General features: G+C 64.7%; 22 protein-coding genes and 1 tRNA gene. 11 read left to right on the forward strand and 12 right to left on the reverse strand.

All coding sequences use genetic code 11. The features are described from left to right. From ASN89_RS20020 to ASN89_RS20035, 4 genes are all read right to left on the reverse strand, one after another. Positions 1-1,072, reverse strand: a 1,072-nt coding sequence (locus tag ASN89_RS20020; protein ID WP_152988631.1) for a hypothetical protein, incomplete at its 3' end; no start/stop codon positions are given. Between the two features lie 83 nt (positions 1,073-1,155). Further along, positions 1,156-1,902 carry a hypothetical protein gene (locus ASN89_RS20025; protein ID WP_046686097.1) on the reverse strand — a complete coding sequence of 249 codons (747 nt, stop codon included), beginning with the start codon at positions 1,900-1,902 and terminating at the stop codon, positions 1,156-1,158. A gap of 83 nt (positions 1,903-1,985) precedes the next feature. Further along, entirely contained in the window at positions 1,986-3,254 is a 1,269-nt protein-coding gene (purD, locus tag ASN89_RS20030) for a phosphoribosylamine--glycine ligase (RefSeq protein ID WP_046686096.1), read from the reverse strand. Positions 3,255-3,314: 60 nt separating this feature from the next. Continuing rightward, a complete protein-coding gene (locus ASN89_RS20035) occupies positions 3,315-4,040 on the reverse strand; it encodes a YebC/PmpR family DNA-binding transcriptional regulator (RefSeq protein ID WP_046686095.1) in 726 nt (241 codons plus the stop codon). A gap of 155 nt (positions 4,041-4,195) precedes the next feature. On the opposite strand from ASN89_RS20035, the gene ASN89_RS20040 reads away from it, so the two are divergent. The 4 genes from ASN89_RS20040 (at position 4,196) to ASN89_RS20055 (ending at position 9,156) form a co-directional block, all read left to right on the forward strand. Continuing rightward, on the forward strand, positions 4,196-6,667 hold the full coding sequence (locus ASN89_RS20040; protein ID WP_058050505.1) for an alkaline phosphatase D family protein: 2,472 nt from the start codon (positions 4,196-4,198) through the stop codon (positions 6,665-6,667). Positions 6,668-6,805: 138 nt separating this feature from the next. After that, entirely contained in the window at positions 6,806-7,726 is a 921-nt protein-coding gene (locus ASN89_RS20045; RefSeq protein WP_046686294.1) for a DMT family transporter, read from the forward strand. Positions 7,727-7,754: 28 nt separating this feature from the next. Continuing rightward, positions 7,755-8,144: a methylglyoxal synthase gene (locus ASN89_RS20050; RefSeq protein WP_034786684.1), complete on the forward strand. Its 390-nt coding sequence runs from the start codon at positions 7,755-7,757 to the stop codon at positions 8,142-8,144. A gap of 22 nt (positions 8,145-8,166) precedes the next feature. Then, complete coding sequence (locus ASN89_RS20055; RefSeq protein WP_058050506.1) at positions 8,167-9,156, forward strand: quinone oxidoreductase family protein; 990 nt, start codon at positions 8,167-8,169, stop codon at positions 9,154-9,156. Positions 9,157-9,326: 170 nt separating this feature from the next. Here the strand turns inward: ASN89_RS20055 and ASN89_RS20060 are convergent, their stop codons facing one another. Further along, complete coding sequence (locus ASN89_RS20060) at positions 9,327-9,956, reverse strand: DUF4136 domain-containing protein (protein ID WP_058050507.1); 630 nt, start codon at positions 9,954-9,956, stop codon at positions 9,327-9,329. A 197-nt stretch (positions 9,957-10,153) separates the two neighbouring features. Here ASN89_RS20060 and pepN point away from each other — a divergent pair, with 197 nt between their 5' ends. From pepN to ASN89_RS20075, 3 genes are all read left to right on the forward strand, one after another. Next, positions 10,154-12,808 (forward strand): aminopeptidase N, encoded by a 2,655-nt coding sequence (pepN, locus tag ASN89_RS20065; protein ID WP_058050508.1) that lies wholly within the window; start codon positions 10,154-10,156, stop codon positions 12,806-12,808. A gap of 143 nt (positions 12,809-12,951) precedes the next feature. Beyond that, positions 12,952-13,953, forward strand: coding sequence for a class 1 fructose-bisphosphatase (locus ASN89_RS20070; RefSeq protein WP_034747152.1), 1,002 nt, complete (start codon positions 12,952-12,954; stop codon positions 13,951-13,953). Positions 13,954-14,070: 117 nt separating this feature from the next. Then, positions 14,071-14,146 (forward strand) — tRNA-Thr (locus tag ASN89_RS20075). Positions 14,147-14,214: 68 nt separating this feature from the next. Here ASN89_RS20075 and ASN89_RS20080 read toward each other — a convergent pair. The 4 genes from ASN89_RS20080 to ASN89_RS20095 all read right to left on the reverse strand — a co-directional run bounded on the left by ASN89_RS20080 (position 14,215) and on the right by ASN89_RS20095 (position 18,601). After that, positions 14,215-14,625 (reverse strand): cupin domain-containing protein, encoded by a 411-nt coding sequence (locus tag ASN89_RS20080; RefSeq protein ID WP_058050509.1) that lies wholly within the window; start codon positions 14,623-14,625, stop codon positions 14,215-14,217. A gap of 77 nt (positions 14,626-14,702) precedes the next feature. Next, positions 14,703-15,530, reverse strand: coding sequence for an AraC family transcriptional regulator (locus tag ASN89_RS20085; protein WP_058050510.1), 828 nt, complete (start codon positions 15,528-15,530; stop codon positions 14,703-14,705). A gap of 97 nt (positions 15,531-15,627) precedes the next feature. Continuing rightward, positions 15,628-16,719 (reverse strand): porin, encoded by a 1,092-nt coding sequence (locus ASN89_RS20090; RefSeq protein ID WP_058050511.1) that lies wholly within the window; start codon positions 16,717-16,719, stop codon positions 15,628-15,630. A gap of 7 nt (positions 16,720-16,726) precedes the next feature. After that, complete coding sequence (locus ASN89_RS20095) at positions 16,727-18,601, reverse strand: amidohydrolase (protein ID WP_058050512.1); 1,875 nt, start codon at positions 18,599-18,601, stop codon at positions 16,727-16,729. Positions 18,602-18,846: 245 nt separating this feature from the next. Here ASN89_RS20095 and ASN89_RS20100 point away from each other — a divergent pair, with 245 nt between their 5' ends. Together ASN89_RS20100 and ASN89_RS20105 are read left to right on the forward strand one after the other, a co-directional pair. Then, positions 18,847-19,545 carry a YoaK family protein gene (locus ASN89_RS20100; RefSeq protein WP_058050513.1) on the forward strand — a complete coding sequence of 233 codons (699 nt, stop codon included), beginning with the start codon at positions 18,847-18,849 and terminating at the stop codon, positions 19,543-19,545. Positions 19,546-19,551: 6 nt separating this feature from the next. Continuing rightward, a complete protein-coding gene (locus ASN89_RS20105; RefSeq protein WP_058050514.1) occupies positions 19,552-22,626 on the forward strand; it encodes a sensor histidine kinase in 3,075 nt (1,024 codons plus the stop codon). On the opposite strand, the gene ASN89_RS20110 is transcribed toward ASN89_RS20105, so the two are convergent. Next, complete coding sequence (locus tag ASN89_RS20110) at positions 22,600-23,232, reverse strand: response regulator (protein WP_058050542.1); 633 nt, start codon at positions 23,230-23,232, stop codon at positions 22,600-22,602. The genes ASN89_RS20105 and ASN89_RS20110 overlap by 27 nt on opposite strands. 209 nt (positions 23,233-23,441) lie before the next feature. On the opposite strand from ASN89_RS20110, the gene ASN89_RS20115 reads away from it, so the two are divergent. Together ASN89_RS20115 and ASN89_RS20120 are read left to right on the forward strand one after the other, a co-directional pair. Beyond that, a complete protein-coding gene (locus ASN89_RS20115; protein WP_034747885.1) occupies positions 23,442-24,128 on the forward strand; it encodes a hydrolase in 687 nt (228 codons plus the stop codon). 72 nt (positions 24,129-24,200) lie between these two features. Further along, positions 24,201-24,482 (forward strand): XapX domain-containing protein, encoded by a 282-nt coding sequence (locus ASN89_RS20120; RefSeq protein ID WP_058050515.1) that lies wholly within the window; start codon positions 24,201-24,203, stop codon positions 24,480-24,482. Positions 24,483-24,493: 11 nt separating this feature from the next. Here the strand turns inward: ASN89_RS20120 and ASN89_RS20125 are convergent, their stop codons facing one another. Together ASN89_RS20125 and ASN89_RS20130 are read right to left on the reverse strand one after the other, a co-directional pair. After that, a complete protein-coding gene (locus tag ASN89_RS20125; protein ID WP_235502023.1) occupies positions 24,494-25,141 on the reverse strand; it encodes a response regulator in 648 nt (215 codons plus the stop codon). A gap of 8 nt (positions 25,142-25,149) precedes the next feature. Then, complete coding sequence (locus ASN89_RS20130) at positions 25,150-25,893, reverse strand: sensor histidine kinase (protein ID WP_058050516.1); 744 nt, start codon at positions 25,891-25,893, stop codon at positions 25,150-25,152. Positions 25,894-25,947: the final 54 nt, after the last annotated feature.

A 25,947-nucleotide genomic window follows, 5' to 3' on the forward strand; every position in this document is an offset into this window, starting at 1 on the left:
CCAGCGGTTCGATTTCGGCGATTTCGCGCGTGCGCTCCATCGATTGCGTCAGCGAAAACGCTTGCCGTGGCTGGGGCATGATGCGCGCACCATCCATGCCGTCGCGGAAAGCCTTTTCCAGCGCCTCGCGCCCCAGGGGCTTGGCTTGCTGGGCAAAGTCGCCATCGCGGATGGTGCCAAAGCGCGCCTTGACCAGCAACGGTTGCGCACCCGTATAGCTGATGCGGCTCTTGCTGCCGCTGTCGTCGCGCGCGACGGTATAGGCATAGCCCATCTTCTTGCCATCGAGTGCTATCGTGGCCAGGCAGCCACGGATATTTCGTGACGAGGCGTAACCCGCTTCTTTTACGTCGTGCAGGCTTGCTTTGCCCGTGCCTTCCGGCGCCGCCTTGTTGAGCATGCGTGTCATGGTGGTGAGCGTGTCGGTGGAGTCGCACTCGGGCACGGAATTGCCGCTCATCACATACCAGACCATGCCGGCCAGCACCAGCGGCGCGCCGATCAGCCAGGCCAGGCGCGAGCCGGGAAACAAACCGTCGAGGACCACGCCGCGTACCGCCTTTTTATGTTCATCCTGGCGCGCTTGCGCATGCCGGACCACGCGCTTTGCATCGTCGCTGCCGCCGGCCTCGATGCGCTGCACCGTGGTCTTGAACTGCGCGCGCGGCAGCAGCCCCACATGGAGCATCCAGTTCAGCGCTTCGCCCGGCGTGGGCAGCAGAACGTCGCCGGGCAGGTGCGGCAGCGCCTGTTGATAAAGCTCTGGCGTAATGATCGCTTCGTCGCGCAGATGATCGAGCGATTCGCGATTGAGCACCTCCATCACCTGCTGCAAGATCGACAGGCGTAGTGCCAGCTCGTCGCCGCTGAAGTGGCGCGCCACGCTCGACGACAGGCTCGTCACATCCTCGGACGTAACGATCTGGCGCCGGTACAACCACAGCAAGGTGTCGGGTAGCGGCGTACCGATGGCAAGCTGCGGCAAGTCGGGATGCGCCAGCGCCTGCTCGCGCTGGCGGCGCGTGAGCAGCTTCAGCACATGCAGCGCTTCGACGGAAGTATGCGTGGACACGGGGAGATTGCTTGTCATCGGGAGTGGGTTTATCAAAATTCAAGATGATAAATTTTACAATGCAATCACGTTTCCCCGGCGTACTATTGAAGTTGCGCCTGATCCAGTTCTGTCCTGAACTGCGGTGTTACTGACCAGTTCTTGCCATTTTTGCTGCGCTGGAAAGTAAAGTCGCCTTGCTGCAGCACCGAGACGGCCAGCACCTTGCTTGCGGCAGCCGGCGCAAGGTCGTTGCGGGCCAGCAGCAGGCGGCAGGAAACCACGCCAGGCAATACTTCCTTGCATGGTGCCAGCGCTTCAATATCGCCAATTTCACGGTAGTGCTGCGGCGACACCACTGCGTTGAGGTTGACATGGTAGAGCGGCTTGCCGCGCAGTGCATCCATGCCGGCCAGCACCGCCTTCTTCAGCCCATCGCGCCCGATGGGCTGGCCCTGCTGCGCAAAGCCGCCATGCCAGGCGATGTCGGCAAAGCGCGTTTGCACGATGCCCGCATGCGCGTGGTCATACTCCAGGCGGCTTTTGCGGCGGCCTTCCACACGCGAAATGGTCCAGGCGTATTGCAGCGGCTTGCCGTCCTCGATGATGGTGGCCACGCAGCCACGGGTTTTTTGCGACCAGGCATAGCCGGCCTGCTTGACATTGTGCAGGCTGAATTTGCCATCCGTGACCGCGGCCACGGTTTGTCTGGTGTCGCAGCGTGGTATGGCATAACTGCTGAACCAGTACCAAGCCAGGCCGGCAACGAGCAGCGAGGCAAGCGTCAGCCACGCAAGGGGGCTCACCGGGGCATCGTTGTCTGGTGCGGCAAGGCCGGTTGGTATGGTCATGGCGAGGAATGGAGGTGACAATCAAAACGGGCCGGGGCGGATGACTTCCGCGCCGGCCCCGCCGTTTGCCGCAAGCGGCCTGCTTAGTGCTTCAGGCCGCGCCAGCCGATGTCGCGGCGGTACTGCGCGCCGTCGAAATGGATTTTTTCCACGGTTTCATACGCCTGCTTCTGCGCCATCTTGATGCTGTCGCCCAGGCCCACCACGCACAGCACGCGGCCACCGTTGGTGACGAGGCGTTCGCCGTCGATGCGGGTGCCCGCATGGAAGGTGACGGAGTCCGGCGTTTCGGCCGGGATGTCGCCGATCGCCGTGCCCTTGACGGGATCGTCCGGGTAGCCGGCGGCGGCCATCACGACGCCAACGGCCGTGCGGCGGTCCCATTCCAGTTCCACGGCGTCCAAGGTGCCGTTGACGGCGTGTTCCATGACGGTGACCAGGTCGGTCTTCAGGCGCGCCATGATCGGCTGCGTTTCCGGGTCGCCCATGCGGCAGTTGAATTCCAGCGTCTTCGGCGTGCCCTTGTCGTCGATCATCAGGCCCGCGTACAGGAAGCCCGTAAACGTGATGCCATCCTTGGCCATGCCCTGGATGGTCGGCACGATGATCTCGCGCATGACGCGCGCATGCATGGCCGGCGTGACGATCGGCGCCGGCGAATACGCGCCCATGCCGCCCGTGTTCGGGCCCTGGTCGTGGTCCTTCAGGCGTTTATGATCCTGGCTGGTGGCCAGCGGCAGGATGTTCTTGCCGTCGCACATGACGATGAAGCTCGCTTCTTCGCCGGCGAGGAATTCCTCGATGACGATGCGCGCGCCGGCGTCGCCGAACTGGTTATCGGACAGCATCATGTCGACCGCCTGGTGCGCTTCTTCCAGGGTCATGGCAACGACCACGCCCTTGCCGGCGGCCAGGCCATCGGCCTTGATGACGATCGGCGCGCCCATGGCGTCGATGTAGGCATGCGCGGGAGCGACGTCGGAGAACGTCTGGTAGGCGGCCGTCGGGATGCCGTGGCGCTGCATGAAGGCCTTGGCGAAGTCTTTCGACGATTCCAGCTGCGCCGCTTCTTTCGTCGGGCCGAAGATTTTCAGGCCGCGCGAGCGGAACAGGTTGACGATGCCGGCCGCCAGCGGCACTTCCGGGCCGACGACGGTCAGGCCGATGTGTTCCTGCTGAACGAAGTCGGCCAGCAATTGCGGATCGCTGATGTCGAGATTGACCAGGCGCGCATCGCGCGCGGTGCCGCCGTTGCCCGGCGCGACATACACCATCTGTATGCGTTCGGACTGGGCCAGTTTCCAGGCCAGGGCGTGTTCGCGGCCGCCAGAGCCGACTACCAGAATTTTCATAGGGACCGTTCGTTCAATGTGGGTTGCAGGGCGGCGGTGCCGCCCTTGAGTACAGAGTGATTAATTCTCTATTAACGCGTTGGTAAATACTTCCTGGACATCGTCCAGCAGTTCCAGCGCATCGATCAGCTTTTGCATCTTGATGGCGTCGTCGCCCGTGTAGACGGTTTCCGTCGCCGGCTTCATGATGACTTCGGCCACTTCGGCCTTGAAGCCGGCCGCTTCCAGCGCTTCCTTGACGGTGGCGAAATCGTGCACGGGAGTGACCACTTCGAAGCCGCCTTCTTCATCGGCGATGACGTCGTCGGCGCCCGCTTCCAGGGCCGCTTCCATCAGCTTGTCTTCGTCGGTGCCCGGCGCGAACAGCAGCTGGCCGCAGTGCTGGAACATGAAGGCGACGGAGCCTTCGTTGCCCATGTTGCCGCCGTTCTTGTTGAAGGCGTTGCGCACCTCGGCTACCGTACGCACCTTGTTGTCGGTCATGCATTCGACGATGACGGCCGCGCCGCCCACGCCGTAGCCTTCGTAGCGTACTTCTTCGTAGTTGGCGCCATCGACGCCGCCGCTGCCGCGGTTGATCGCGCGCTGGACGTTGTCTTTTGGCATATTGGCGTCAGCCGCCTTGTCGACGGCCAGGCGCAGGCGCGGATTGGTAATGGCGTCGGCGCCGCCCATGCGGGCCGCGACCGTGATTTCCTTGATCAGGCGCGTCCAGATTTTGCCGCGCTTGGCATCGGTGGCAGCCTTTTTATGCTTGATATTGGCCCATTTGCTATGTCCTGCCATGTCGAATCTTCCTTAGACGGGTGTTCAATTGTGGCCGACATTTTAGCATATCGGCCCCCTGGCAAGCGGCATGGCCCCGTCATCAGGATGACACAATCTGTTGCTAAAGTGACGCGCTTTCACCATATCGAGGGCGCGACATCATGGCAAGTCAAATGGACAGGCGGCAATTTCTGAAATTGGGAGGCTTTATCACGGTCTCCGTGGCCACCGTCGGCCTGGCCGCCTGCGGCAGCACCGACTACAGCGATCCCGGCGTGCCGCTGGCCTCGGGCAGCGACTGGAAATTTCCGCAAAGCGTGGCTTCGGGCGACCCGCGCGCCGACAGCGCCATGCTGTGGACGCGCGTCGTGCCCGCCAGTTTCGACGCCGTCGCGCCCGCCGTGGCCGGCAAGTCCGACGTTGCCGTGCGCCTGATCGTCAGCGCCAGCGACAATACGGCCGCCCTGGGCGGCAATACGGCCCTGGCGGGCACGCCCATCGTCGACGCCAAGCTGCCATTGAAAGCCGATTTCGACAATACCCTGCGCCACAAGGTGACGGGCTTGCAGCCTGGCCAGGTGTATTTTTACCAGTTCATCGCCGGCGACGTGCGCTCGAATGTGGGCCGCTTCAAGACGGCGCCTGCCGCCACGGCCGACGTATCGCAACTGCAGTTCGCCTACCTGACGTGCCAGGACTGGAGCATCAACCACTGGGGCGCGCTGTCGCATATCGCCGCCAATGAAAGCCTGGATTTCATCGTCCACCTGGGCGATTACATCTATGAAACGGTGGGCGAGGCGTTCCAGAGCGGCGCCGTGGAAAGCCGCCACGACCAGCTGAAATTGCCGGACGGCACGTATAAAAGCGGCACGTCCGGCGCCAAATACGCGACCACCGTGGCCGATTACCGCTACCTGTACAAGAAATACCGCACCGATGCGCGCCTGCAAGCCGTGCACGAGCGCTTTGCCTTCATCGCCGTCTGGGACGACCATGAATTCACGGACGACGCCTGGCAGGATGCGTCCACCTACGAGGGCATCGTGGCCACCGACGGCAGCGATTTGCACCAGCCGGCCCGCCGCCGCAGCGCCAACCAGGCCTGGTTCGAGTACATGCCGGCCGACGTCACGTTCGACGCCGCCGCGACCACGTTCCAGAACATCCAGATCTACCGCGATTTCCAGTTCGGCAAACTGATGCAGCTGGTGATGACGGACGAGCGCCTGTACCGCGCCGACCATGCGATCGCCGAGTCGACCATCAACCCGGCCACGGGCAAGCCGCTGGGCAGCATCGGCAGTCGCTATCTGGTGCCGCAGGCGCTGTTCGACAGCGTCGAAGGGCAGAAAATGGCGGCCGCCACCAAGGCCGGCGCCGACCCGCTGGCCGCCGTCGGCATGCTGGGCAGCACGCAGCGCGACTGGTGGAAAAGCAAGATGAAGGCGGCTACCTCGACCTGGAAGCTGTGGGGCAATGAAGTGTCCTTGCTGCGCATGGGCTTGAATGGCACGGATGCGATCGCTACCCTGCTGGCGCTGAGCGCCATGAGCAAGGTGGGCCAGGCCATCGCCAGCACCCTGCCGCTGGTAGGTGGCAGCGTGCCATTGGCGTCCGCCATCGTGGCAGCATCGACGGCGGGCGCGGCGCAAAACGTGGCGCAGGCGGCGGCCATGGCCATTGCCGGCGCGGCGGCGAACGCCAGCGCCCAGGGCGCGGCCGCCGTGGGCGCCGGTTTGAGCGCGACCCAGGCCGGCATCACGGTGGCCGCGTACAACAGCGCTTCGCCGGCCGCCGCGGCGCAAGTGATCGCCTTCGGCTGGATCAAGCCCGACGTGCAAGCCAAGGGCGCCGCATCGAGCTTTGTCGCCACTTCGGGCCAGCAGGCGGCGCTGGCGCCGTTCTTTACGCGCTTCCTGCTCAATTGCGACCAGTGGGATGGCTACAACAGCGAGCGCAAGAACCTGATGGCGCACTTGAAAACGAACGCCATCGGCAATGTGGTGGCGCTGACCGGCGATATCCACTCGTTCTTTGCCGGCACCGTCAGCGACGATTTTGACGCAGCGGGCGGCGGCACGCCCGTGATGGTGGACCTGGTGTCGGCTGGCGTCAGCTCGGACTCCTTCTTCAGCTACCTGAAGTCGGCCGCCGGCAGCATGGGTGATATCGGCACCCTCGTCAGCTATCCGCTGGCCATCCCCGTCACGGGCCTGGGCACGGTCAATCTCGACGTCAACCTGCTCGACTACACCATGGGCAAGGCGGCGCCCACCGTCGACAGCCTGCTGGAGCAATTGCGCGTGCAATTGCGCGGCGCCCTGGCCGCCAAGGGCGTGCCGGAAGCGCAACTGGACGCAACGGTCGCTGCCGTGCAGGCTGGCTTGAAAGCGAGCACTGACTTCAGCGCGACCCTGCTGGGCCTGGCGCAGCAATTATCCGGCCTGGGCAACAACCCGTGGATCAAGCATCTGAACACGGATGCGCAGGGCTACACCGTGGTCACTTTGACGCCGGGCAAGCTGGTGGCGCAGTTCAAGCAGGTGAATAAGCTGATCGGCACGGCGGCGCCGGCGAACGTGATTGCGCGGGTGACGACGGCGACCGTGACGGCGGGCGCGGCGGCGGTGGTCGTCTCCTAAATGCCGCACTGGGGTGTTGTCGGGTTACGCCCTTTGGGCTAACCCGACCTACGCCCGACCTACGTCCGACCTGCGCCCAGCCTTTACCAACGGCATGGGCGTTGCAGCCGTCTTTGGCTTTTGCCTTACAATCTGGGCATGAGCTCCAGTTCCCCGCAAGCAACCCCATCTTCGCTTCCCCGTTCCGTCTACCTCGGTGGCCTGGCCATCGCCGTGGGCGGAGCGGTGCTGTTTTCCACCAAGGCCATCGTCGCCAAGCTGCTGTACCGCTACCAGATCGACGCCGTCACCCTGATCGCCTTCAGGATGATTTTCTCGCTGCCCGTGTTCGCCGTCATCGCCTGGTGGAAGATGCGCACGGAGCCGCCGCTATCAAACCGCGACCGCCTGCGCCTCGTCGGGCTGGGCCTCGTCGGTTATTACCTGTCCAGCTATCTGGATTTCCTGGGCCTGCAATACATTTCCGTGGGGCTCGAGCGATTGATCCTGTTCCTCACGCCCACCTTCGTGCTCCTGATTACCACCGTGTACTTCAAGCAGAGCATCAGCCGCCTGCAGTGGCTGGCCTTGCTGACCTCGTACTGCGGCATCGTGCTCGTGTTCGTGCATGACTTGCAGGGCGGCGCCAGCAATGTGGCGCTCGGTTCCACCTTGGTGCTGGGCTCGGCCTGCTCGTATGCCGTGTACCTGCTGGGCTCGGGAGAATTAGTGAAACGCATCGGTTCGATGCGGCTCGTTTCCTACGCGATGTGCGTGGCCAGCTTTGCCTGCATCGCCCAGTTTTTCATTTTGCGCCCCGTCGAACTGCTGATCCAGCCCATGCCCGTGTATGGCTTGTCACTGCTCAATGGCATCTTTTGCACGGTGATGCCCGTCTTCATGACGATGATCGCCGTCGAGCGCATCGGCGCGCCCGTCGCTTCGCAGGCGGGCATGATTGGCCCCGTGTCGACCCTGTTCCTGGGCGCCATGATCCTCGATGAACCGATCACCAACTGGCAACTGGCAGGCACCAGCCTCGTATTGGCCGGTATTTACTTGCTGTCGAAAAAGAAATAATTCCTCCACCTACTGAAAAGTCCTCACCATGAAAACACGCATCGCCCTGATTGCCCACGACAAGAAAAAAGATGACATGATTACCCTGGCGGGCGAATACCTGGATTTTTTGAAGGGCTGCGAACTGTCGGCCACGGGCACCACGGGCGGGCGCCTGATCAATGAACTGGGCCTGGCAGTCGAGCGCAAGCATTCGGGCCCGTTTGGCGGCGACTTGCAGATCGGCTCGCTGTTGGTGGAAGGCTTGATCGATTGCGTGATCTTCCTGCGCGACCCGATGACGCCGCAGCCGCACGAGCCGGACATCAACGCCCTGGTGCGCGCCTGCGACGTACACAACGTGGCATGCGCAACGAATCTGTCGTCGGCGCACCTGGTGCTGTCGCAACTGCAAGCGCGGGCCAGCGCGGCCGCCTGATCCACCTACACGAGGAGATAGCATGAGCGCAACGATTACCACCAAAGCCATCCGCGTACAGCGCACGGGCGGCCCGGAAGTGATGGAGTACGTGGACGTGGAACTGCCGCCGCCCGGTCCCGGCGAGGCGCGCGTCAGGCACGAGGCCATCGGCCTCAATTTCATCGACGTGTATTTCCGCACGGGCCTGTACCCGCAGCCGTTGCCAAACGGCCTCGGCGTCGAAGGCGCGGGCATCGTCGAGGCGGTGGGCGAGGGCGTCACGGAAGTCAAGGTCGGCGACCGGGTGGCGTATGCGGCGCGCATCAATGGCGCGTATGCGCAGCAGCGCAACCTGCCGGCGGCCCTGCTGCTGGTACTGCCCGAGCGCATCGGTTTCGATACGGCGGCCGCCATGATGCTGCAAGGCTTGACGGTGCAATACCTGTTCCACCGCACGGTGGCCCTGAAGGCGGGCGACACCATCCTGTTCCATGCGGCCGCGGGCGGCGTGGGCCTGATCGCCTGCCAGTGGGCGAAGGTACTGGGCGTGAACTTGATCGGCACGGCCGGTTCCGATGAAAAGGTGGCGCTGGCCAAGGCGCATGGCGCGGCCCATGTCATCAACTACAACACGGAAAACTTCGTCGAGCGCGTGCGCGAGATCACGGGCGGCAAGGGCGTCTCCGTCGTCTACGATTCCATCGGCAAGGATACGTTTACGGGCTCGCTCGACTGCCTGGCGCCGCTGGGTATGATGGTCAGCTTCGGCAACGCGTCCGGTCCCGTGCCCGCGTTTACCCTCGGCGAACTGGCCTCGCGCGGCTCGCTGTTCCTCACGCGTCCGGCCCTGTTCAGCTATGCCTCGAACCGCGCCAACCTGGAAGAGATGGCGACCTCGCTGTTCGGCGTCGTCAGCAGCGGCGAAGTGCAGATCGAGATCAACCAGCGCTACAGCCTGGACAATATCGCCCAGGCGCACACGGACCTGGAAGCGCGCAAGACGACGGGCTCGACCATCATCGTGCCATGAGCGGCGGCAGTGACGGCACGCCGAAATTCGGCCGCTTGCTGATCGTGCTGTTGTTGGCCGTGGCCCTGATCGGCGCGCTGACCTTTGCCGCCGAGGCGTATTATTCGTAGGTGAAAAAAAGCCGGCTGGTGCATTGTGGCACCAGCCGGTTTTTTCGTATTGCCACCTGATTATTCCACTTTGACTTCGACCTTGCGCGGGACGCCGCTCTGGCCAGGGAAGTCGGCAAAGGCGCTGGCCACCATGGCCGGCATCACTTGCGACGTGGCGCGCTTGTTGCTGGTCGATTGCACGGTCACGTCGTACAGTTTCTTGCCGTTGCGGTCATTGATCGTGATGCGCAATTCGCGTTCGTATTTATGGCGCACGCTTTCTTCCACGTCCAGCGGGCCATACCAGTAGGGGTTGTAGCCGAAGCGGCCATAGCCAGGCCAGGCGCCGTAGCGGTAGCCATAGCGGCCAGGCCAGTAGCCTGGGCCATACCAGAATGGGTCCGTGGTCTGCAGCACGCGCTCAGGATAGTCGACGGTGGAAAAATTCATTGCCACGCGCAAATTGGCTGCCGCAGGGCCGGAAGCTTCGCCGAAGCCGTGCTTGGCCAGTTCCGCGCGCACCAGGTTCTGGTAGCTACGGTATTCCAGCGTGTCGTTTTCGGCATCTGGTGTTTCAAACGCATACGACTTGTCCTGCAATTGCGCAGGCCATTCGTGGAAAACGGTCACATCGCTGCGTATGGTGGTGGCGCATCCGGTCAGCAACACGGTCAATGCGGCCATCATGATGGTGAGATAACGTTTCATTGCATGACCTCCTGATAGTAGACACAATTCATCGCTTAGTATTATAAGAATAGTTCTATTTGTTTCTATTCATTATTACAGAATGTTACGGAGCATGTCGGCGTGTAAGGGAATCCAACATTCCTGAGCCGAATCGCGACTATCGGGGGCTGGTGTTGGTAAAATAGGCTTTTGCCTCCGCTCCCACCCAAATCCCTATGCGCACAGACAGCCCTCAGACGATTTACCGCAAAGATTACACGCCGCCCAGCTTCCTGGTCGACAGCGTCGAACTTGGTTTCGATCTTGATCCCGCCCGCACAGTGGTGGCGAGCCGGATCCAGATGCGCCACAACCCGGCCAGCACCAGCCGCAGCATTGAATTGCACGGAGAACACATCGAACTGGTGATGGTGCGCCTGAATGGCAAAGTGTTGAAGCCGTCGCAGTACAAACTGACGGCCGGCATGCTGACCATCCCCAAGGCGCCGGACGAGGTGCTGCTCGATATCGAGACCGTGCTGGCGCCGCAGGACAATACGTCGCTGTCGGGTCTGTACGTGTCGAACCATAATTTCTTCACGCAGTGCGAAGCGGAAGGCTTCCGCCGCATCACCTTCTTCCCGGACCGTCCGGACGTGATGGCCAAGTACACGGTCATGCTGCGCGCCGACAAGGAACAATATCCGGTGCTGCTATCGAACGGCAACCTGATCGAAGAGGGCGACCTGGGTGACGGCCGCCATTACGCCAAGTGGGAAGACCCGTTCAAGAAGCCATCCTACCTGTTCGCGCTGGTCGCCGCGCGCCTGGTGTGCCAGGAAGAGCGCTACACCTTGAAGTCTGGCCGCGAAGTGCTGCTGCAAGTGTGGGTGGAAGACGGCAACCTCGATAAGACCGACTACGCCATGCAGTCGCTGAAAAACTCGATCCGCTGGGACGAGGAGCGCTTCGGCCTGGAACTGGACCTGGACCGCTTCATGATCGTCGCCGTGGGCGACTTCAACATGGGCGCCATGGAAAACAAGGGCTTGAACATCTTCAATACCAAGTACGTGCTGGCCAATTCGCGCGTGGCGACCGACGTCGATTACGCGGGCATCGAAGCGGTGGTGGGCCATGAGTACTTCCATAACTGGACCGGCAACCGCGTGACGTGCCGCGATTGGTTCCAGCTGTCGCTGAAGGAAGGCTTGACGGTATTCCGCGACCAGGAATTCTCGGCCGACATGATCGGCACGGACACGGGCCGCGCCGTCACGCGCATCGACCAGGTGCGCACCCTGCGCCAGGCGCAGTTCCCGGAAGACGCTGGCCCGATGGCGCATCCCGTGCGTCCCGACTCTTTTGTCGAGATCAATAATTTTTATACGGTCACGATCTATGAAAAGGGCGCCGAAGTGGTGCGCATGTACCAGACCCTCGTGGGCCGCGACGGTTTCCGCAAGGGCATGGACCTGTATTTTGAACGCCACGATGGCCAGGCCGTGCAGTGCGACGACTTCCGCGCCGCCATGGCGGACGCGAATGGCCGCGATTTCACGCAATTCGAGCGCTGGTACAGCCAGGCCGGCACGCCCATCGTCACCGCTTCCACGCGCTACGATGCGGCCAGCCGGACGTTCGAGCTGACCCTGGCGCAAAGCTGCCCCGCCACGCCGGGCCAGCCGAAAAAACTGCCGTTCCACATTCCCGTCACCGTCGGCTTGCTGGGGGCCGATGGCCGCGACATGCCGCTGCACGTCGATGGCGTGGCAGCTGATGGCGCCACCAGCGCCGTGCTGGAATTGACGCAGGCGTCGCAGACTTTCCGCTTCACGAACGTGATGGAAGCACCCGTGCCGTCGCTGCTGCGCGACTTTTCCGCGCCCGTGGTGCTCGAATATGGCTATACCGACGCCGAGTTGCTGCACCTGTTCCGCCACGACAGCGACCCCGTCAACCGATGGGAAGCGGGCCAGCGCCTGGCCATGGAGCGCCTGCTGAAACTGACTGCCGCCGTCGCCGCCGGCGAGACCCTGGCGCTGGACGACACCTTCATCGCAGCGCAGCGCGCCTTGCTGGCCGATGAAACGCTCGATCCTGCCTTCCGCGAGCTGGCCCTGATCCTGCCGTCGGAAACCATCATCGCCGAGCGCATGGCGCAAGTCGACCCGCAAGCGATCCATGCGGCACGCCAGTTCATGCGCCGCACGATTGCCGCAGCCCTGAAGCAGGAATTGCTGGCGCAATACCACGCCAACCAGACGCCGGGCGAATACAGCCCTGACGCCCTGTCGGCCGGCAAGCGCGCGCTGAAAAACCTGGCCCTGGCCTATCTGCTGATCGCCCCAGGCGCGCAAGAGCTGGACCTGGCGCGGCTGCAGTTCGACAATGCGGGCAACATGACGGACCGCGCCGCGGCGCTGGCGGCGCTGATTCATTCCGGTTCGCAGCCGCATGCGCAGGCGGCCCTGACCAGTTTCTATACCGACTTCGAGAACGAAGCGCTGGTGGTCGACAAGTGGTTCGCCATGCAGGCGGCCGCGCCAACGACCGACGTGCAAGCCGTGCGCCAGCTGATGACGCATCCGGCCTTCACCTTGAAAAATCCGAACCGCGCGCGCAGCCTGATCTTCAATTTCACCAACGGCAATCCATCGCAATTCCACGCGCAAGACGGCAGCGGCTACGCCTTCTGGGCCGAGCAGGTCATCGCGCTCGACGCCCTGAACCCGCAAGTGGCCGCGCGCCTGGCGCGCTCGATGGACCGCTGGCGCCGTTACGTGCCCGCGCTGCAAAGCCCCATGCGCGACGCGCTGGAAAAAGTCGCGGGCCAGGCCAGCTTGTCGAATGACGTGATGGAAGTCGTTTCCAAGGCATTGGCGAATTGATGGCATGTCGGATTACGCCCTGCGGGCTAATCCGACCTACGTATGCAACGAGATTCATTATTTGTAGGTCGGCTTAGCGCTATAGGCGCGTAAGCCGACAGGCACCGAACGAGACGTATTTAAAACACTAACTAAGGGGTTTCATGAAACGCATCAGTCTTACGCAATACCTGGTTGAAGAGCAGCGCTCGAACAACAGCATTCCGGCCGAACTGCGCCTGCTGATCGAAGTCGTCGCGCGCGCCTGCAAGACCATCAGCCACGCCGTCGGCAAGGGTGCCCTCGGTGAAGTGCTGGGTACGGCCGACACGGAAAACGTGCAGGGCGAAGTACAGAAAAAACTCGACATCATCTCCAACGAGATCCTGCTGGAAGCGAACGAATGGGGCGGCCACCTGGCGGCCATGGCGTCGGAAGAGATGGAATCGATCCACCCGATCCCGAACCGCTATCCGAAGGGCGAATACATGCTGTTGTTCGACCCACTCGATGGCTCGTCGAACATCGACGTCAACGTCTCCATCGGCACCATCTTCTCCGTGCTGAAAGCACCGGACGGCATGGGTCAGCCGACGGAACAGGATTTCATGCAGGCGGGCAGCAAGCAAGTGGCGGCCGGCTACGCCGTGTACGGCCCGCAAACCATGCTGGTGCTGACCTTCGGCAATGGCGTGAACTGCTTCACCCTGGACCGCGAGATGGGTTCGTGGGTCCTCACGCAAAGCAATATGCAGATTCCGCCGACGACCAAGGAATTCGCCATCAACATGTCGAACGCGCGTCACTGGCATCCGCCCGTGAAGCGCTATGTCGACGAACTGCTGGCCGGCGACACGGGCCCGCGCGGCACCAATTTCAACATGCGCTGGATCGCCTCGATGGTGGCCGACGTGCACCGCATCCTGAACCGCGGCGGCATCTTCATGTACCCTGCCGACCTGCGCGACACGTCGATGCCGGGCAAGCTGCGCCTGATGTACGAAGCGAACCCGATGGCCTTCATCGTCGAACAAGCGGGCGGCGCGGCCACCGACGGCCAGCAGCGCATCATGGACATCGCCCCGCACAAGCTGCACCAGCGCGTGCCCGTCTTCCTCGGCTCGAAAGACGAAGTGGCCCGCGTCACGGCCTACCACGCTGAGTAAAAAAACGGCACTTTCCCACGATTTTCAGCGGCCCGCAGCCGGGCCGCTAAAAAAATGCAAAAAAGTTCGCGTTGACACTAGCAAATTTTGTGCATTGTTTGTAGAATGTGGGTCTTCGCCGTTGTAGCTCAGTTGGTAGAGCAGCACATTCGTAATGTGAAGGTCGCCAGTTCGATTCCGGCCAACGGCACCAAGTTTCATCAAAAGACCCGCTGACTTGCAAAAGTCAGCGGGTTTTTTGTTTTTGTCATCCTTCCGGCGTCATATCCACTGATCGTTCTCCACCGTGCGCTCGCCCGCGCCGCCGTCGCCCGTGTTGACCACGCCGCGCGGCTCGATCAGCAGCAGCCTCGTTTCGGCAAGGGCGCACGGCTTGTGTTCCACGCCCTTGGGGACCACGGCCATCTGGCCGGCAGTCAGCACGATGGCGTGTCCTTGCGCATAGCCGGGGCCGCGCAGGGCGATGCGCAATTCGCCGTCCAACACGATGAAGGTTTCATCCGTATCGGCATGCCTGTGCCACTGGAATTGACCGAATACCTTGACGACCTTGAACTGGTAGTCGTTCATTTCGGCGATGACGCGCGGCTGCCAGTGCCCGTCGATCAGGTCGATTTTGCCTGCCAGGTCGATGGACTGGCCCTGGCCGCGCGTGGTGGTGGTGTCTGGCATGCTGTACTCCGTTCAAGTGGCGATGCAGTCAGAATACGCAGGCACTTGCTGGCCGTATTGAACGATCGTGGGTGTTTTCAGCGTGTGCTGGCGCCGCCAGCGTAACGCAGCCAGCGGCCGGGCGTGAGTCCATACGTTTTCAGGAAATGCCGCGTCATGTGGCTCTGGTCGGCAAAGCCCGCCGCCATGGCGGCCGAGGCGAGCGTGCTGCCAGCCAGCAGCAGGCGCCGCACCATTTCCAGGCGCCGCATCGTCAGATAGCGGTATGGGCTGGTGCCATAGAAAACGCGAAAGTCGTGCGACAGGCTCCAGCGGTCGCGTCCCGTTGCCGCTTCGAGTTCCGCCAGGGTGACGGCGCGCGCGCAGTGCGCCTGCAGGTAGTCGCGCGCGCGCCGCGCCGCCAGGTAGTCGCCTTTTGGACGCTGCGCCGGCGTGCCTGCCGCCGCCGCCAGCGCATGCGCCAGTTCGGCCAGCGCCTCGCTTTGTTCCAGCGCTTCGAGCGGGTGGCCGTCGTGCGGCAGCAGGGCGCAGGTGGCCGCCGCCAGGCGGGGATCGGTCGACACGCCGCCTTCGATGAAGGGCAAGGCGCGTCCGCCCAGCACGTCCTGGAACAGCGCCGGTTCGATATACAGCATGCGGTAACGGAAGCCGGCCTCGGTACCGGCCTGGCCATCGTGGGCCTCGTCGGGATGCAGGATCATGGTATTGCCAGGCAGGCTGTCGCGCTGGCCGCGGCGGTAGCTGAAACGCTGCACGCCCGCCAGCGTGCGGCCGATGGCGTAGGTATCGTGGCGGTGCATGGCATAGGCCTTGCCCTGGAACCACGCCTCGATGCGTTCGATTCCCTGTACCGGTTCGGCGCACTTGACCCAATCGCCAAGCGCCGGTGCTGATGCTCGCTTCATGGTGTCTGTTCGCAGATGCCTGCCCTGGTTGCGGAACGCAGACTGTACTCGCCGCGCGCAGGGCTGTCCACGAAAACCGTGCCTCAGAAGTTGTGCTTCAGAAGTTGTGTTTGATGCCCAGCGCCACGCCCGACAGGGTGGCGCCCGTCGTTTCCCCATCGCGTCCCAGGCTGTTGATGGCAAAGTCGGCGATGCCGTTGCGGCCGTTGGCCAGCCGCGTGTAGTAGGCATACAGGCTGCTGCGTTTCGACAGCTGGTAGTCGTAGCCGATGGTGGCATGGGTGGCGCCCGTACCCGCTCCCGCATGCACGGTGCCGATGGTTTCCAGCGTGCTGCCGGTGGCGCTTTGCGCGTGGGCCAGGCCGACACGCAAGCCGTGGCGGCCGAACTGGCGCGTGGCGGAGACATAGGCCGTGCGGCGGCGCAGCTCGCCCGTCGCCGTGGCATAGCGCAGGCTTTCCACTGCCCCCGCCAACTGCGTGGCGCTGTCAACGCGCCACGCGATGGCCAGCTTGCTGCCACGGTCGGACAGTCCGCGTCCCTGGTAATCGCGGTGCTCTTCCTGCGCCAGGCTGGCGTACAGGGCGCCGCCGTCGTAGAGCAGGGCGGCCGACGTCAGTGACGGATGTGCACCGCTGGCCGGCCGTTCTTCCGCCATGCCGCGCGCCACGCGCAGCGACCAGCCCTGCCACTGCGGCGTCCAGTAATGCACGCTGTTCTGCTGGCGCCGGTCGAACGAGTACGCGTTGCTGGTATTGTTTTCGGTGGCGCCCGCACCGTTGCCCATCAGGCTCATGTAGCCGGCCGTGGTGGGGTAGAACGGGTCGAGCGCGGAGGTGGCGCTGTTGTAGGGCAGGGTCCAGTTGCCGGCAAACAGCGTGCCCCACGGCCCGGCAATGCCGACGCGCGTGTCGCGCGCGGCGATGGAACCCGCTCCCGTGTCGGGCGACAGGGTGCCCTCGACCTGGAACAGCGCCTGCCAGCCGCCGCCCAGGTCTTCGCTGCCGCGAACACCGAGTACCGAGCGGTTGTTGGAGACGCGCCGCACGCTGTCGCCGCTGCCGGAAGTGTGCAGCGCTTCGAGCGCCACGTTCAGGCGGCCGTACAGCTGTACATTTTCCTGTGCCGCGGCGGGCAGGGCCGCCGCCAGTGCCAGGGCACCGGCAGCGCATGAAAACACGCGCGTCATACGCACCTCAGAACGCAAAGCAGCTGCATCCCAGCGCGCCCCAGAAGCCGGAGTGGCTGGAAACGGGCACGGAACTCTTGCGCGCCACGTCGTGGGCGTGGGCGTGCACACCGCAGGCGCCCTGGCACTGGTGCTGCTGCATGACGCTGGTCTTTTGCGGCGGCGCAGAGCGGTAGTGGCCGGCCACGTTTTTCACGGGCGACCAATCGGGCAGCACGGGAATCGGAGGCGGCGCCAGCTTGGTAAATTCCGCCTGGCCGTAGACGATCTTGCCGCCGACGATGGTGAGCACGGATTCGATGGACTTGATCGCTTCTTCATCGATGCTGAAAAAGTCCGCGCTCAGCACGGCCAGGTCGGCCAGCATGCCTTCCTGGATGCGGCCCTTCTTGCCCTGCTCGCTGGAGAACCAGGCGCTGCCCGCCGTCCACAGTTCCAGCGCCGTATCGCGCGACAAACGGCTGCCTGCGTCGTAGAGGCGCAAGCCGCCCACGGTGCGGCCAGACACCAGCCAGTACAGCGCCGTCCACGGGTTGTAGCTGGCGACCCGGGTGGCATCCGTGCCGCCGCCCACGGGCACGCCCGAGGCAAGCATGCGCGCGATGGGCGGCGTGGCCTTGGCCGCTTCCGCGCCGTAGCGGTCGACAAAGTATTCGCCCTGGAAGGCCATGCGGTGCTGGATGGCGATGCCGCCGCCCAGCGCCTTGACCCGGTCGATGTTTTTCGGCGTGATGGTTTCGCAGTGGTCGAACATCCAGTGCAGGCCGTCGAACGGGATATCGCGGTTGACCTTTTCAAACACCGTCAGCATGCGCTCGATTGATTCATCGTAGGTGGCGTGCAGGCGGAACGGCCAGCGTTTCGACACCAGGTGACGCACGACTTTTTCCAGTTCGTCATCCATGCCGGGCGCCAGGTCCGGGCGCGGCTCGAGGAAATCCTCGAAGTCGGCGGCGGAAAACACGAGCATTTCGCCGGCGCCGTTGTGGCGGTAGTAATCGTCGCCCTGGCCCGGCGTCACCATCTCCGTCCATTTCTCAAAATCTTCCAGTTCGCGGCCCTTGTTTTGCGTGAACAGGTTGTAGGCAATGCGGATCGTCAGCTGCTCTTTTTGCGCCAGTTCCTCGACCACCGCGTAGTCTTCCGGATAATTCTGGAAGCCGCCGCCCGCGTCGATGGCGCTGGTCAGGCCCAGGCGGTTCAGTTCGCGCATGAATTGGCGCGTGGAATTGACTTGCAATTCGCGCGGCAGGGTTGGACCTTTGGCCAGGGTCGCATATAAAATCATGGCGTTCGGACGGGCGATCAGCATGCCGGTCGGATTGCCGGCCGCGTCGCGCACGATTTCGCCGCCGGGCGGGTTCGGCGTATTCTTGTCGTAGCCGACCACGCGCAGGGCGGCGCGGTTCAGCAGGGCGCGGTCGTACAGGTGCAGGATGAAGACGGGAGTGTCGGGCGCGGCCGCATTGATCTCGTCCAGGGTCGGCATGCGTTTTTCCGCGAACTGGAATTCGTTCCAGCCGCCCACGACGCGCACCCACTGCGGGTTCGGCGTGCGCAAGGCTTGTTCCTTGAGCATGCGCAGGGCGTCCGCCAGCGATGGCACGCCTTCCCAGCGCAATTCCAGGTTGTAGTTCAAGCCGCCGCGGATCAGGTGCAGGTGCGAGTCGTTCAGGCCGGGAATCACCGTGCGGCCACCGAGGTCGATCACGCGGCTGTCGGGCGTGCGGTGGCGCATGACGTCATCGGCATCGCCCACGGCGAGGAATTTGCCGTCGGCGATGGCCACCGCGCTCGCTTGCGGGCAGCTTTTGTCGACGGTATGGAAGCAGCCATTGAGCAGTATCAAGGGTGCGGCGGCGGGGAGGGTATGTTCTGGCATGGTGCTGCTCCATGGTTGCGGTGCGGGGAGGGCCGGCGTGCGCGGCGCGAAAGTCACGTCGGCCAGTGTAGCGGACGTTCCAGGCTTGAACACGGGCCAAAAGATCAGGTGAAGCGTGGCGCACTGGCCGAATGGCGGGGGCGGCGGCCGGCCGCATGGCTTACCATGCAGGCAGTGGCGCCGGGGCGCTTCCCTGGCGCGTTTTTTGTTTTTTTAGTGCATTGCACGGTATCAGGAGTCATTCGATGGATCAGCCACCACACAGCCGCTTGTTCGGCACCAGCCTGGGATTTTTAGCCGGGTATGTCGATACCCTGGGTTTTATTGCCCTCTTTGGCCTGTTTACGGCCCATGTCACGGGCAACTTCGTGCTGATCGGCGCCGCCCTGGCGGATGCATCGCGCGTGTCCATCCTGTTGAAGTTTCTCGCTTTTCCCGCCTTTATCGCCGGCGTCGCCGTCACGCGCCTGATGGTGCTGGCCGTCGAGCGCCGCGCCGGCCCGTCGCTGACCCTGGCCATGCTGCTGCAGTGGGCCTTGCTGGCCGGCTTCATGGTGTTTGGCATCCTGGCCGAACCGATCGGCAAGGACGTCAGTTCCATGGCCATGGCGGCGGGCTTGCTGGGCACGGCCGCCATGGGCGTGCACAGCGCCACCAGCCGGCTGCTGCTGGCGCACCTGGCGCCCACCTCCATGATGACGGGGAACGTGACGCAGATCGTCATCGACACCGTCGACGTGCTGCGCGGCGCGGCCGATGCCGCCACCCATGCGCGCTGCGGCAAGTTCTTCTGGCCGCTGGCAGCCTTCGCCCTGGGCGCCATCGCCGCCGCCTTTGCCTACCTGGCCTTCGGCTTCGTGGCCCTGGCCGTGCCCCTGTTGCTGCTCGCCGGCCTGATCATCGTGCAGCACCGCAGCGGCCGGGCGGCCGTGCCTGCCGCCTGACCCGCCATGCGCCTGCCCGTCCTGGCCGCGTTGTGCTGCCTGCTGCTGTTGTTCAGCCCTCCCGGGCTGGCCATCGATGCGGCGCGTGGCCTCCACCAGTTGCAGCACACCAGCTGGACGGCCAGGGATGGTGCGCCGGACGATATCAGCGTCATCGCCCAGGGCGGCGACGGCTTCCTGTGGCTGGGCACCCATTCGGGCCTGGTGCGCTTTGACGGCCTGCGTTTCGAGCCCTTGCGCGCGCGCCAGGGCGCGTTTCCCGATACGGTGACCCTGGCCCTCAAGCGTGCGGCCGACGGCGGCATGTGGGTGGGCTGGCAAGTGGGCGGCATCAGCCATGTCAAGGATGGCGTGGTGCGCAATTACGGCGAGGCGCAGGGCGTGCGGCCCGGTTCCGTCTGGGGTTTCGCCATCGACGCCACGGGCGCCGTGTGGGCCGCCGGCGTGGCCGGGGTGTCGCGCTTCGACGGCCGGCGCTGGCAGGCGATGGGTCCGGCGCAGGGCTACACGGCGCAAAAGGCCTCGGCCGTGTTCGCGGACAGGGACGGCAGGCTGGGCGTGTTCAGCGAACAGGGCCTGTTCCTCTGGCAGCCGGGCCAGGCGCGCTTCGCGCCGCCCGTGGGCCGCCTCGACTTGCGCGCGCCGCCGCAGCAGGGACCGGACGGCCGCCTGTATCTGCTGGAGCTGCGCGGCATCCGCATCATCGACTCGCTCGAGCGCTACGACCAGCTCGACCACCGCTGGATCTACCGCGATACGAGCGGCACCAGTGGCAGCATGCTGGTCGACCGCCAGGGCACCCTGTGGTTCGACAGCCAGTTCGGCCTGCACCGCACGCGCAGCGCCGGCGCGCTGGGGCCGCAGCAGCTGGGCATCAGCGCCGACACGGAATCGTTCCTGCCCCGCGACGGCTTGAGCAATGTACTGATCGGTTCCCTGTGCGACGACAACGAAGGCAATGTCTGGGTTGCCACGTATGCGGGCCTGGACCGCTTTCGCCAGGCCGCGCCCGTGATCCTCAGCGCGCGCGCGGGACCCGAGGCGCCGGAGGTTTTCCGCGCGCAGCAGCTGTCGCCCGGCACCGGCGGGCGCATGTGGCTGGCGCGCGAAGGCGATGCGCCGCTGATGCTGGCGGCGCCCGACGGCAAGGTGCTGCGCGCACCCGCGCTGGGGCCGATCACGGCCATCATGGCGGCACCGCGCGGCATCCGCGTCGGCGCCCGTGCCGGCTTGCTGCGGCTCGATGGCGACGATGGCCGCGTGCTCGAGACCATCGCCTATCCGCCGGAAGCGGCTGCGTTGAAACGGGTGCGCATGGTAGTGAACGCGCCCGACGGCAGCCTGTGGGCGATTTTCAGCGGCGCCGGCGTATTCCAGTACGCGGACGGCGCATGGCGGCGCGAACCGGCCTTGCCCGAGGGCGGGCGCAAGGTGCCGCTGGCGCTGCTGGCCGATGCGGCCGGCCGCCTGTGGCTGTCCTATCCGGACGGCAGCGTGGTCGTGCTGGACGGCGGGCGCCTGGACAGCTACGGTCCCGCACAGGGGCTGGACCTGGGCAAGGTGCCCGCGCTGCTGGAGACGGGCGGCCAGCTGCTGGCGGGCGGCCAGCAGGGGCTGGCGCTGTGGCGCGATGGCCGCTTCGTATCGCTGCGCGCGGCGTCGCCCGGCGTTTTCGACGGCGTGGTCGGCATGTTGCGTGCGCGCGACGGCAGCCTGTGGCTCAATACGGGCAATGGCGCCGTGCACGTGGCCGCGGCCGAGGTGGCGCAGGCCCTGCGCGACCAATCGCACCCCATGCAGGCGCGCTGGTACGATGGCGCCGATGGCTTGAACGGCAAAATGAGCTTGCTGCATAACGAATCGATTGCCGAAGCGGACGATGGCAGGATCTGGTTTTCGCGCCAGAGCGTGACCTTCTGGATCGACCCGCGCCAGCCGTCACCGCCGCTGCCGGCGCCGCAGGCCGAGATCGCTGCACTGATGGTCGATGGCGAAAATATCGCCGCCGCCGATTATGAGCGCCTGCCGGCCGGCACGCGCGACGTGCAGTTCGCCTACAACGCCAGCAGCCTGGGCGCGCCGGCCCGCCTGCGCTTCCGTTACCGGCTGGAAGGCTATGACAGGGACTGGCAGAATGCGGACGAACGGCGCCAGGCGCAATACACGGGGCTGGGGCCGGGCGCCTACCGTTTTCAGGTGATGGCCATCAATGGCGACGGTGTGGCCAGCGCGGTGGCGCAACTGCCATTCCGCGTGCTGCCCGCCTTTTACCAGACCTGGTGGTTCCGCAGCCTGTGCGCGGCGGCGCTGCTGGCGGCCGCGTATGGCGCCTACCGCTGGCGGCTGCGCGAGCACGCCGCGCGCCTGCAGACGAGGATGGAGGCGCAGCAGGCCGAACGCGAACGCATCGCGCGCGAACTGCACGATACCCTGCTGCAGGGCACGCAGGCGATGATCCTGCACTTTCACAATGCCAGCATGGCCATCGCCGAGGACGATCCCGCGCGCGCCGCGATGCTGCGCGCGCTCGACGACGCCGACCGCATGTTGGGCGAGGGGCGCGACCACGTGCACGACTTGCGCGCCGGCGACGATGCCGGCGCCCGCTGGAGCGCCATCCTGCAGCGCGAAGGCGAACGGCTGGCGGCGCAGCACGGCATCGTGTTCCGCTACGCGGAGGAAGGCGAGGCGCGCATGCTGCATGCGCGCGCCGCGCACGAGATCTACCGCATCGCCAGCGAAGCGCTGCGCAATGCCTTCCGGCATGCGCGCGCGCAGGTGGTCGAGGTGGCGGTGCGCTATGCGTGCGGCGGCATCGAAGTGCTCGTGCGCGACGATGGACAGGGCTTGCCTCCGGTGGTGGCGGCGAACGGGCAGATTCCCGGACACTGGGGCATGCCGGGCATGCGCGAGCGCGCCGCGAAACTCGGTGCGCGCCTGTCCGTGGGCGGGCGCGACGGCGGCGGCACGCAGTGGCACCTGCGGGTGCCGGCGCGGCGCGCCTGGCCAGTGGCGCAAGGCCCGCTGCGCCGCTGGTGGCAGCGCTGGCGCCGCTCAGGCGTCGAGGATGCCGCGCCTTAGCGCGATGGTGACGGCGTGGGTGCGGTCCCTCGCGCCCAGCTTGGCCAGGATGGTGCTCATGTGCGCCTTGACGGTTTCTTCCTTGATCTGCAGCAGGGCGCCCGTTTCGCGGTTGGAATTGCCTTGCGCGACCTGCTTGAGCACGTCCAGTTCGCGGTTCGACAGCACGTCGCTGCACGCATACAGCGCCAGTTCCGCTTCGATCTCGGGCGTGATGTGGCGCCGCCCCGCGTGCACGTTCTGTATCGCCGCCAGCAATTCGTGGCGCAGCGCGCTTTTCAGCACATAGCCGCAGGCGCCTGCGCGGATGGCGCGCAGCACTTGCGTGTCGCCCTTGTAGGTGGTCAGCACGATGATGCGCGCCTGCGGATGGCGCGCGCGGATGGCGCCGATGGCGTCAAGGCCGCTCATGACCGGCATCTGCAAATCCATCAGCGTGACATCGGGCAGCAGCGCGTCAAATTGCTGCACCGCCTGCTGGCCATCGATGGCCTGGCCCACCAGCAGCACGCCGGGAAAGGCGCGCAGCAGGGCCGCGATGCCGTCGAGCAGCAACTGGTGGTCGTCGGCAATGAGGACGCGTATCGGTGCCATATCGCTGCGCATGATGTTGTCTGGCAAAGAGGAGTTAGCGATCAAGAGTCGTCGGAGCATGGTGAGCAAAAGGTATTTTACCGCAGCGCCTGCCCTCCTGCAGGAGGTATTTCCCATAGGTAACCAGCATGCCAGCCTATATTTAGATAGTGGTGCGGGCGCGGCGCCAGGCATACGATGCACGGCAGTACCCACTCAACCCTTTTTTCATGGATGACATCATGACCAATCCGAAACTGGAAGTCCTTACCCCCGACAATTGCCAGATCATCTTCATCGACCAGCAGCCGCAAATGGCGTTCGGCGTGCAGTCGATGGACCGCCAGGCGCTGAAAAACAATACCGTGGGCCTGGCCAAGGCCGCCAAGGTGTTCAACATCCCCACCATCATTACCACGGTGGAAACGGAAAGCTTCTCCGGCCACACCTATCCGGAACTGCTCGACGTCTTCCCGGGCAAGGATATCCTCGAGCGCAGCTCGATGAATTCGTGGGATGACCAGAAGGTGCGCGATGCGCTGGCCGCCAACGGCAAGAAGAAAGTCGTCGTGTCGGGCCTGTGGACGGAAGTGTGCAACAACAGTTTCGCCCTGTGCGCGATGCTCGAAGGCGACTATGAGATCTACATGGTGGCCGATGCTTCCGGCGGCACGTCGAAGGAAGCGCACGACTACGCCATGCAGCGCATGATCCAGGCCGGCGTGGTGCCGGTGACGTGGCAGCAAGTGCTGCTGGAATGGCAGCGCGACTGGGCGCACAAGGCAACCTATGACGCCGTCATGGCCATCGTGCGCGAACATTCGGGCGCCTACGGCATGGGCGTCGACTACGCCTACACGATGGTGCACAAGGCGCCGCAGCGCATCCATGGCGAACATACGACCCTGGCGCCGGTGCCGGCCAAGTAATCGCCAAGCGGCTATGCCATGCGCCGCGCGCCTGACCGCGCGCGGCGTTTTTTTTATCGAAAGGAATGCGCCATGAAGTTATATGTGATTTCGCTGGCCGTGGGCTTGCTCGTTGGCATCATCTACGCCGTCTTGCAGGTGCGCTCGCCGGCGCCGCCCGCGATAGCTCTGATCGGCCTGCTGGGCATGCTGATCGGCGAACAGATCGTCCCCAGCGTCAAGCGCCTGATGGCGGGCGAAGCCGTGACGGTGTCGTGGCTGCGCAGCGAATGCGTGCCGAAGATCAGTGGCGTGGAAGCCAAGCCAACGCTGGCCAAGGCCGAGCCGCAGCAGAAGGACGACAGCGCTGCCTGATATCCGTGGCCTTAAAACGCGCCCAGCAAGCCGCGCCGGGCGGCCACCGTGGCCGCCTCGGTGCGGCTTGATACGTTGAGCTTGGTCAAAATATTATTCACGTGGAATTTGACGGTGCCCACCTCGATGCCGGCGCTGCGCGCGATCATCTTGTTGCTCTTGCCCGCGGACAGGTGCAGCAGGATGTCGTGCTCGCGTTTCGACAGGCGGTTTGCCTCGATGCGGCCGGCCTGCTGCGCGGCCAGTTCCGGCGGCAGGTATTGCCTGCCGGCCGCCACTTGGCGGATGCACTGCGTCAGTTGCAGGAAGCCGGAATCCTTCAGCAGGTAGCCGCGCGCGCCGGCGCGCAAGGCCCGGTGCACGCTGTCCTCGCCCTGGTAGCTGGTGAGGATGACGATCTTCGCTTGTGCGTCGTCCGCGCAGATGCGCTCGATCGCCTCGATGCCATGCATTTCCGGCATGTTCAAATCCATCAGCACCACGTCGGGCCGCAGCTCCCGGTACAGCTCCACGGCGGCGAGGCCCGTGCCGGCCTGGCCCAGCAGGCGCAGTCCAGGCAGTGATGCGATCAGCGAGGCCAGGCCGGCCAGGATCAGCGGGTGGTCGTCGGCGATCAAGAGGGTAATCGGTGCATCGGCCGGGGGCGTGGTCATGTCCATGGTTGTCTTCATTGAGCTGGCAGGGTGAAGTGGAAGACGCTGCCGTGGGGCGCGCCGGGCGCATGCCACAGGCGGCCGCCATGCGCGTCGAGGATGCGGCGGCAGATGGCCAAGCCCATGCCCATGCCGTCCGGCTTGCTGGAATACAGGGCGTCGTACAGGCGGTCCGCCGCCTGCGGCGCGATGCCGGCGCCATTGTCGGCGATGCTGAAATGCTGCACGCCCCCATCGAGGCGCGAGGACAGCAGCACCGTGCGCGGCCGGCCGCTCGTGCCCTGCAAGGCTTCGATGGCGTTCATCAGCAGGTTCAGGAGGACTTGCCGGAACTGCACCGGGTCGGCGTGCAGCAGCGGGCGGCCAGGTGCCAGTTGCGTTTCCAGGTGGATGGCGTGGCGTTGCAGCGGTGCGCGCAGCAGCGGCAGCAAGTCCTGCACGGCGTCGTCGGCCACAAAATGAGCGTGGCTGCCCGGCGAATTGCAGGCCAGGCCATGCACGCTGCGCAGCACGGCGTTGGCATGGCTGCCGGCGCTGGCGACCAGGGCCAGTGCCGCGCGTACTTCGTCGAGGCGGGGCGGATCATGATCGAGCCAGCGCATGGCGGCATCGGCATTGAGCGCGATGGCCGCCAGCGGCTGGCGCACCTCGTGCGCGACCGATGCGGCAAATTCGCCCATGCCGCCCATGCTGCCCGTGCGCTGCGCGTGCGCCAGGCCGGCGTCCTGCGTCTGAGGGAAATAATGCATGCTGGCCATCGCCGTGCTCCTGTCGCTGTCGCGGCGGATGCCGCATTGCAGCAAGTATGCACG

It is taken from the genome of Janthinobacterium sp. Ant5-2-1 (assembly GCF_001445815.1).
Taxonomy (GTDB): Bacteria; Pseudomonadota; Gammaproteobacteria; order Burkholderiales; family Burkholderiaceae_D; genus Janthinobacterium; species Janthinobacterium lividum_E.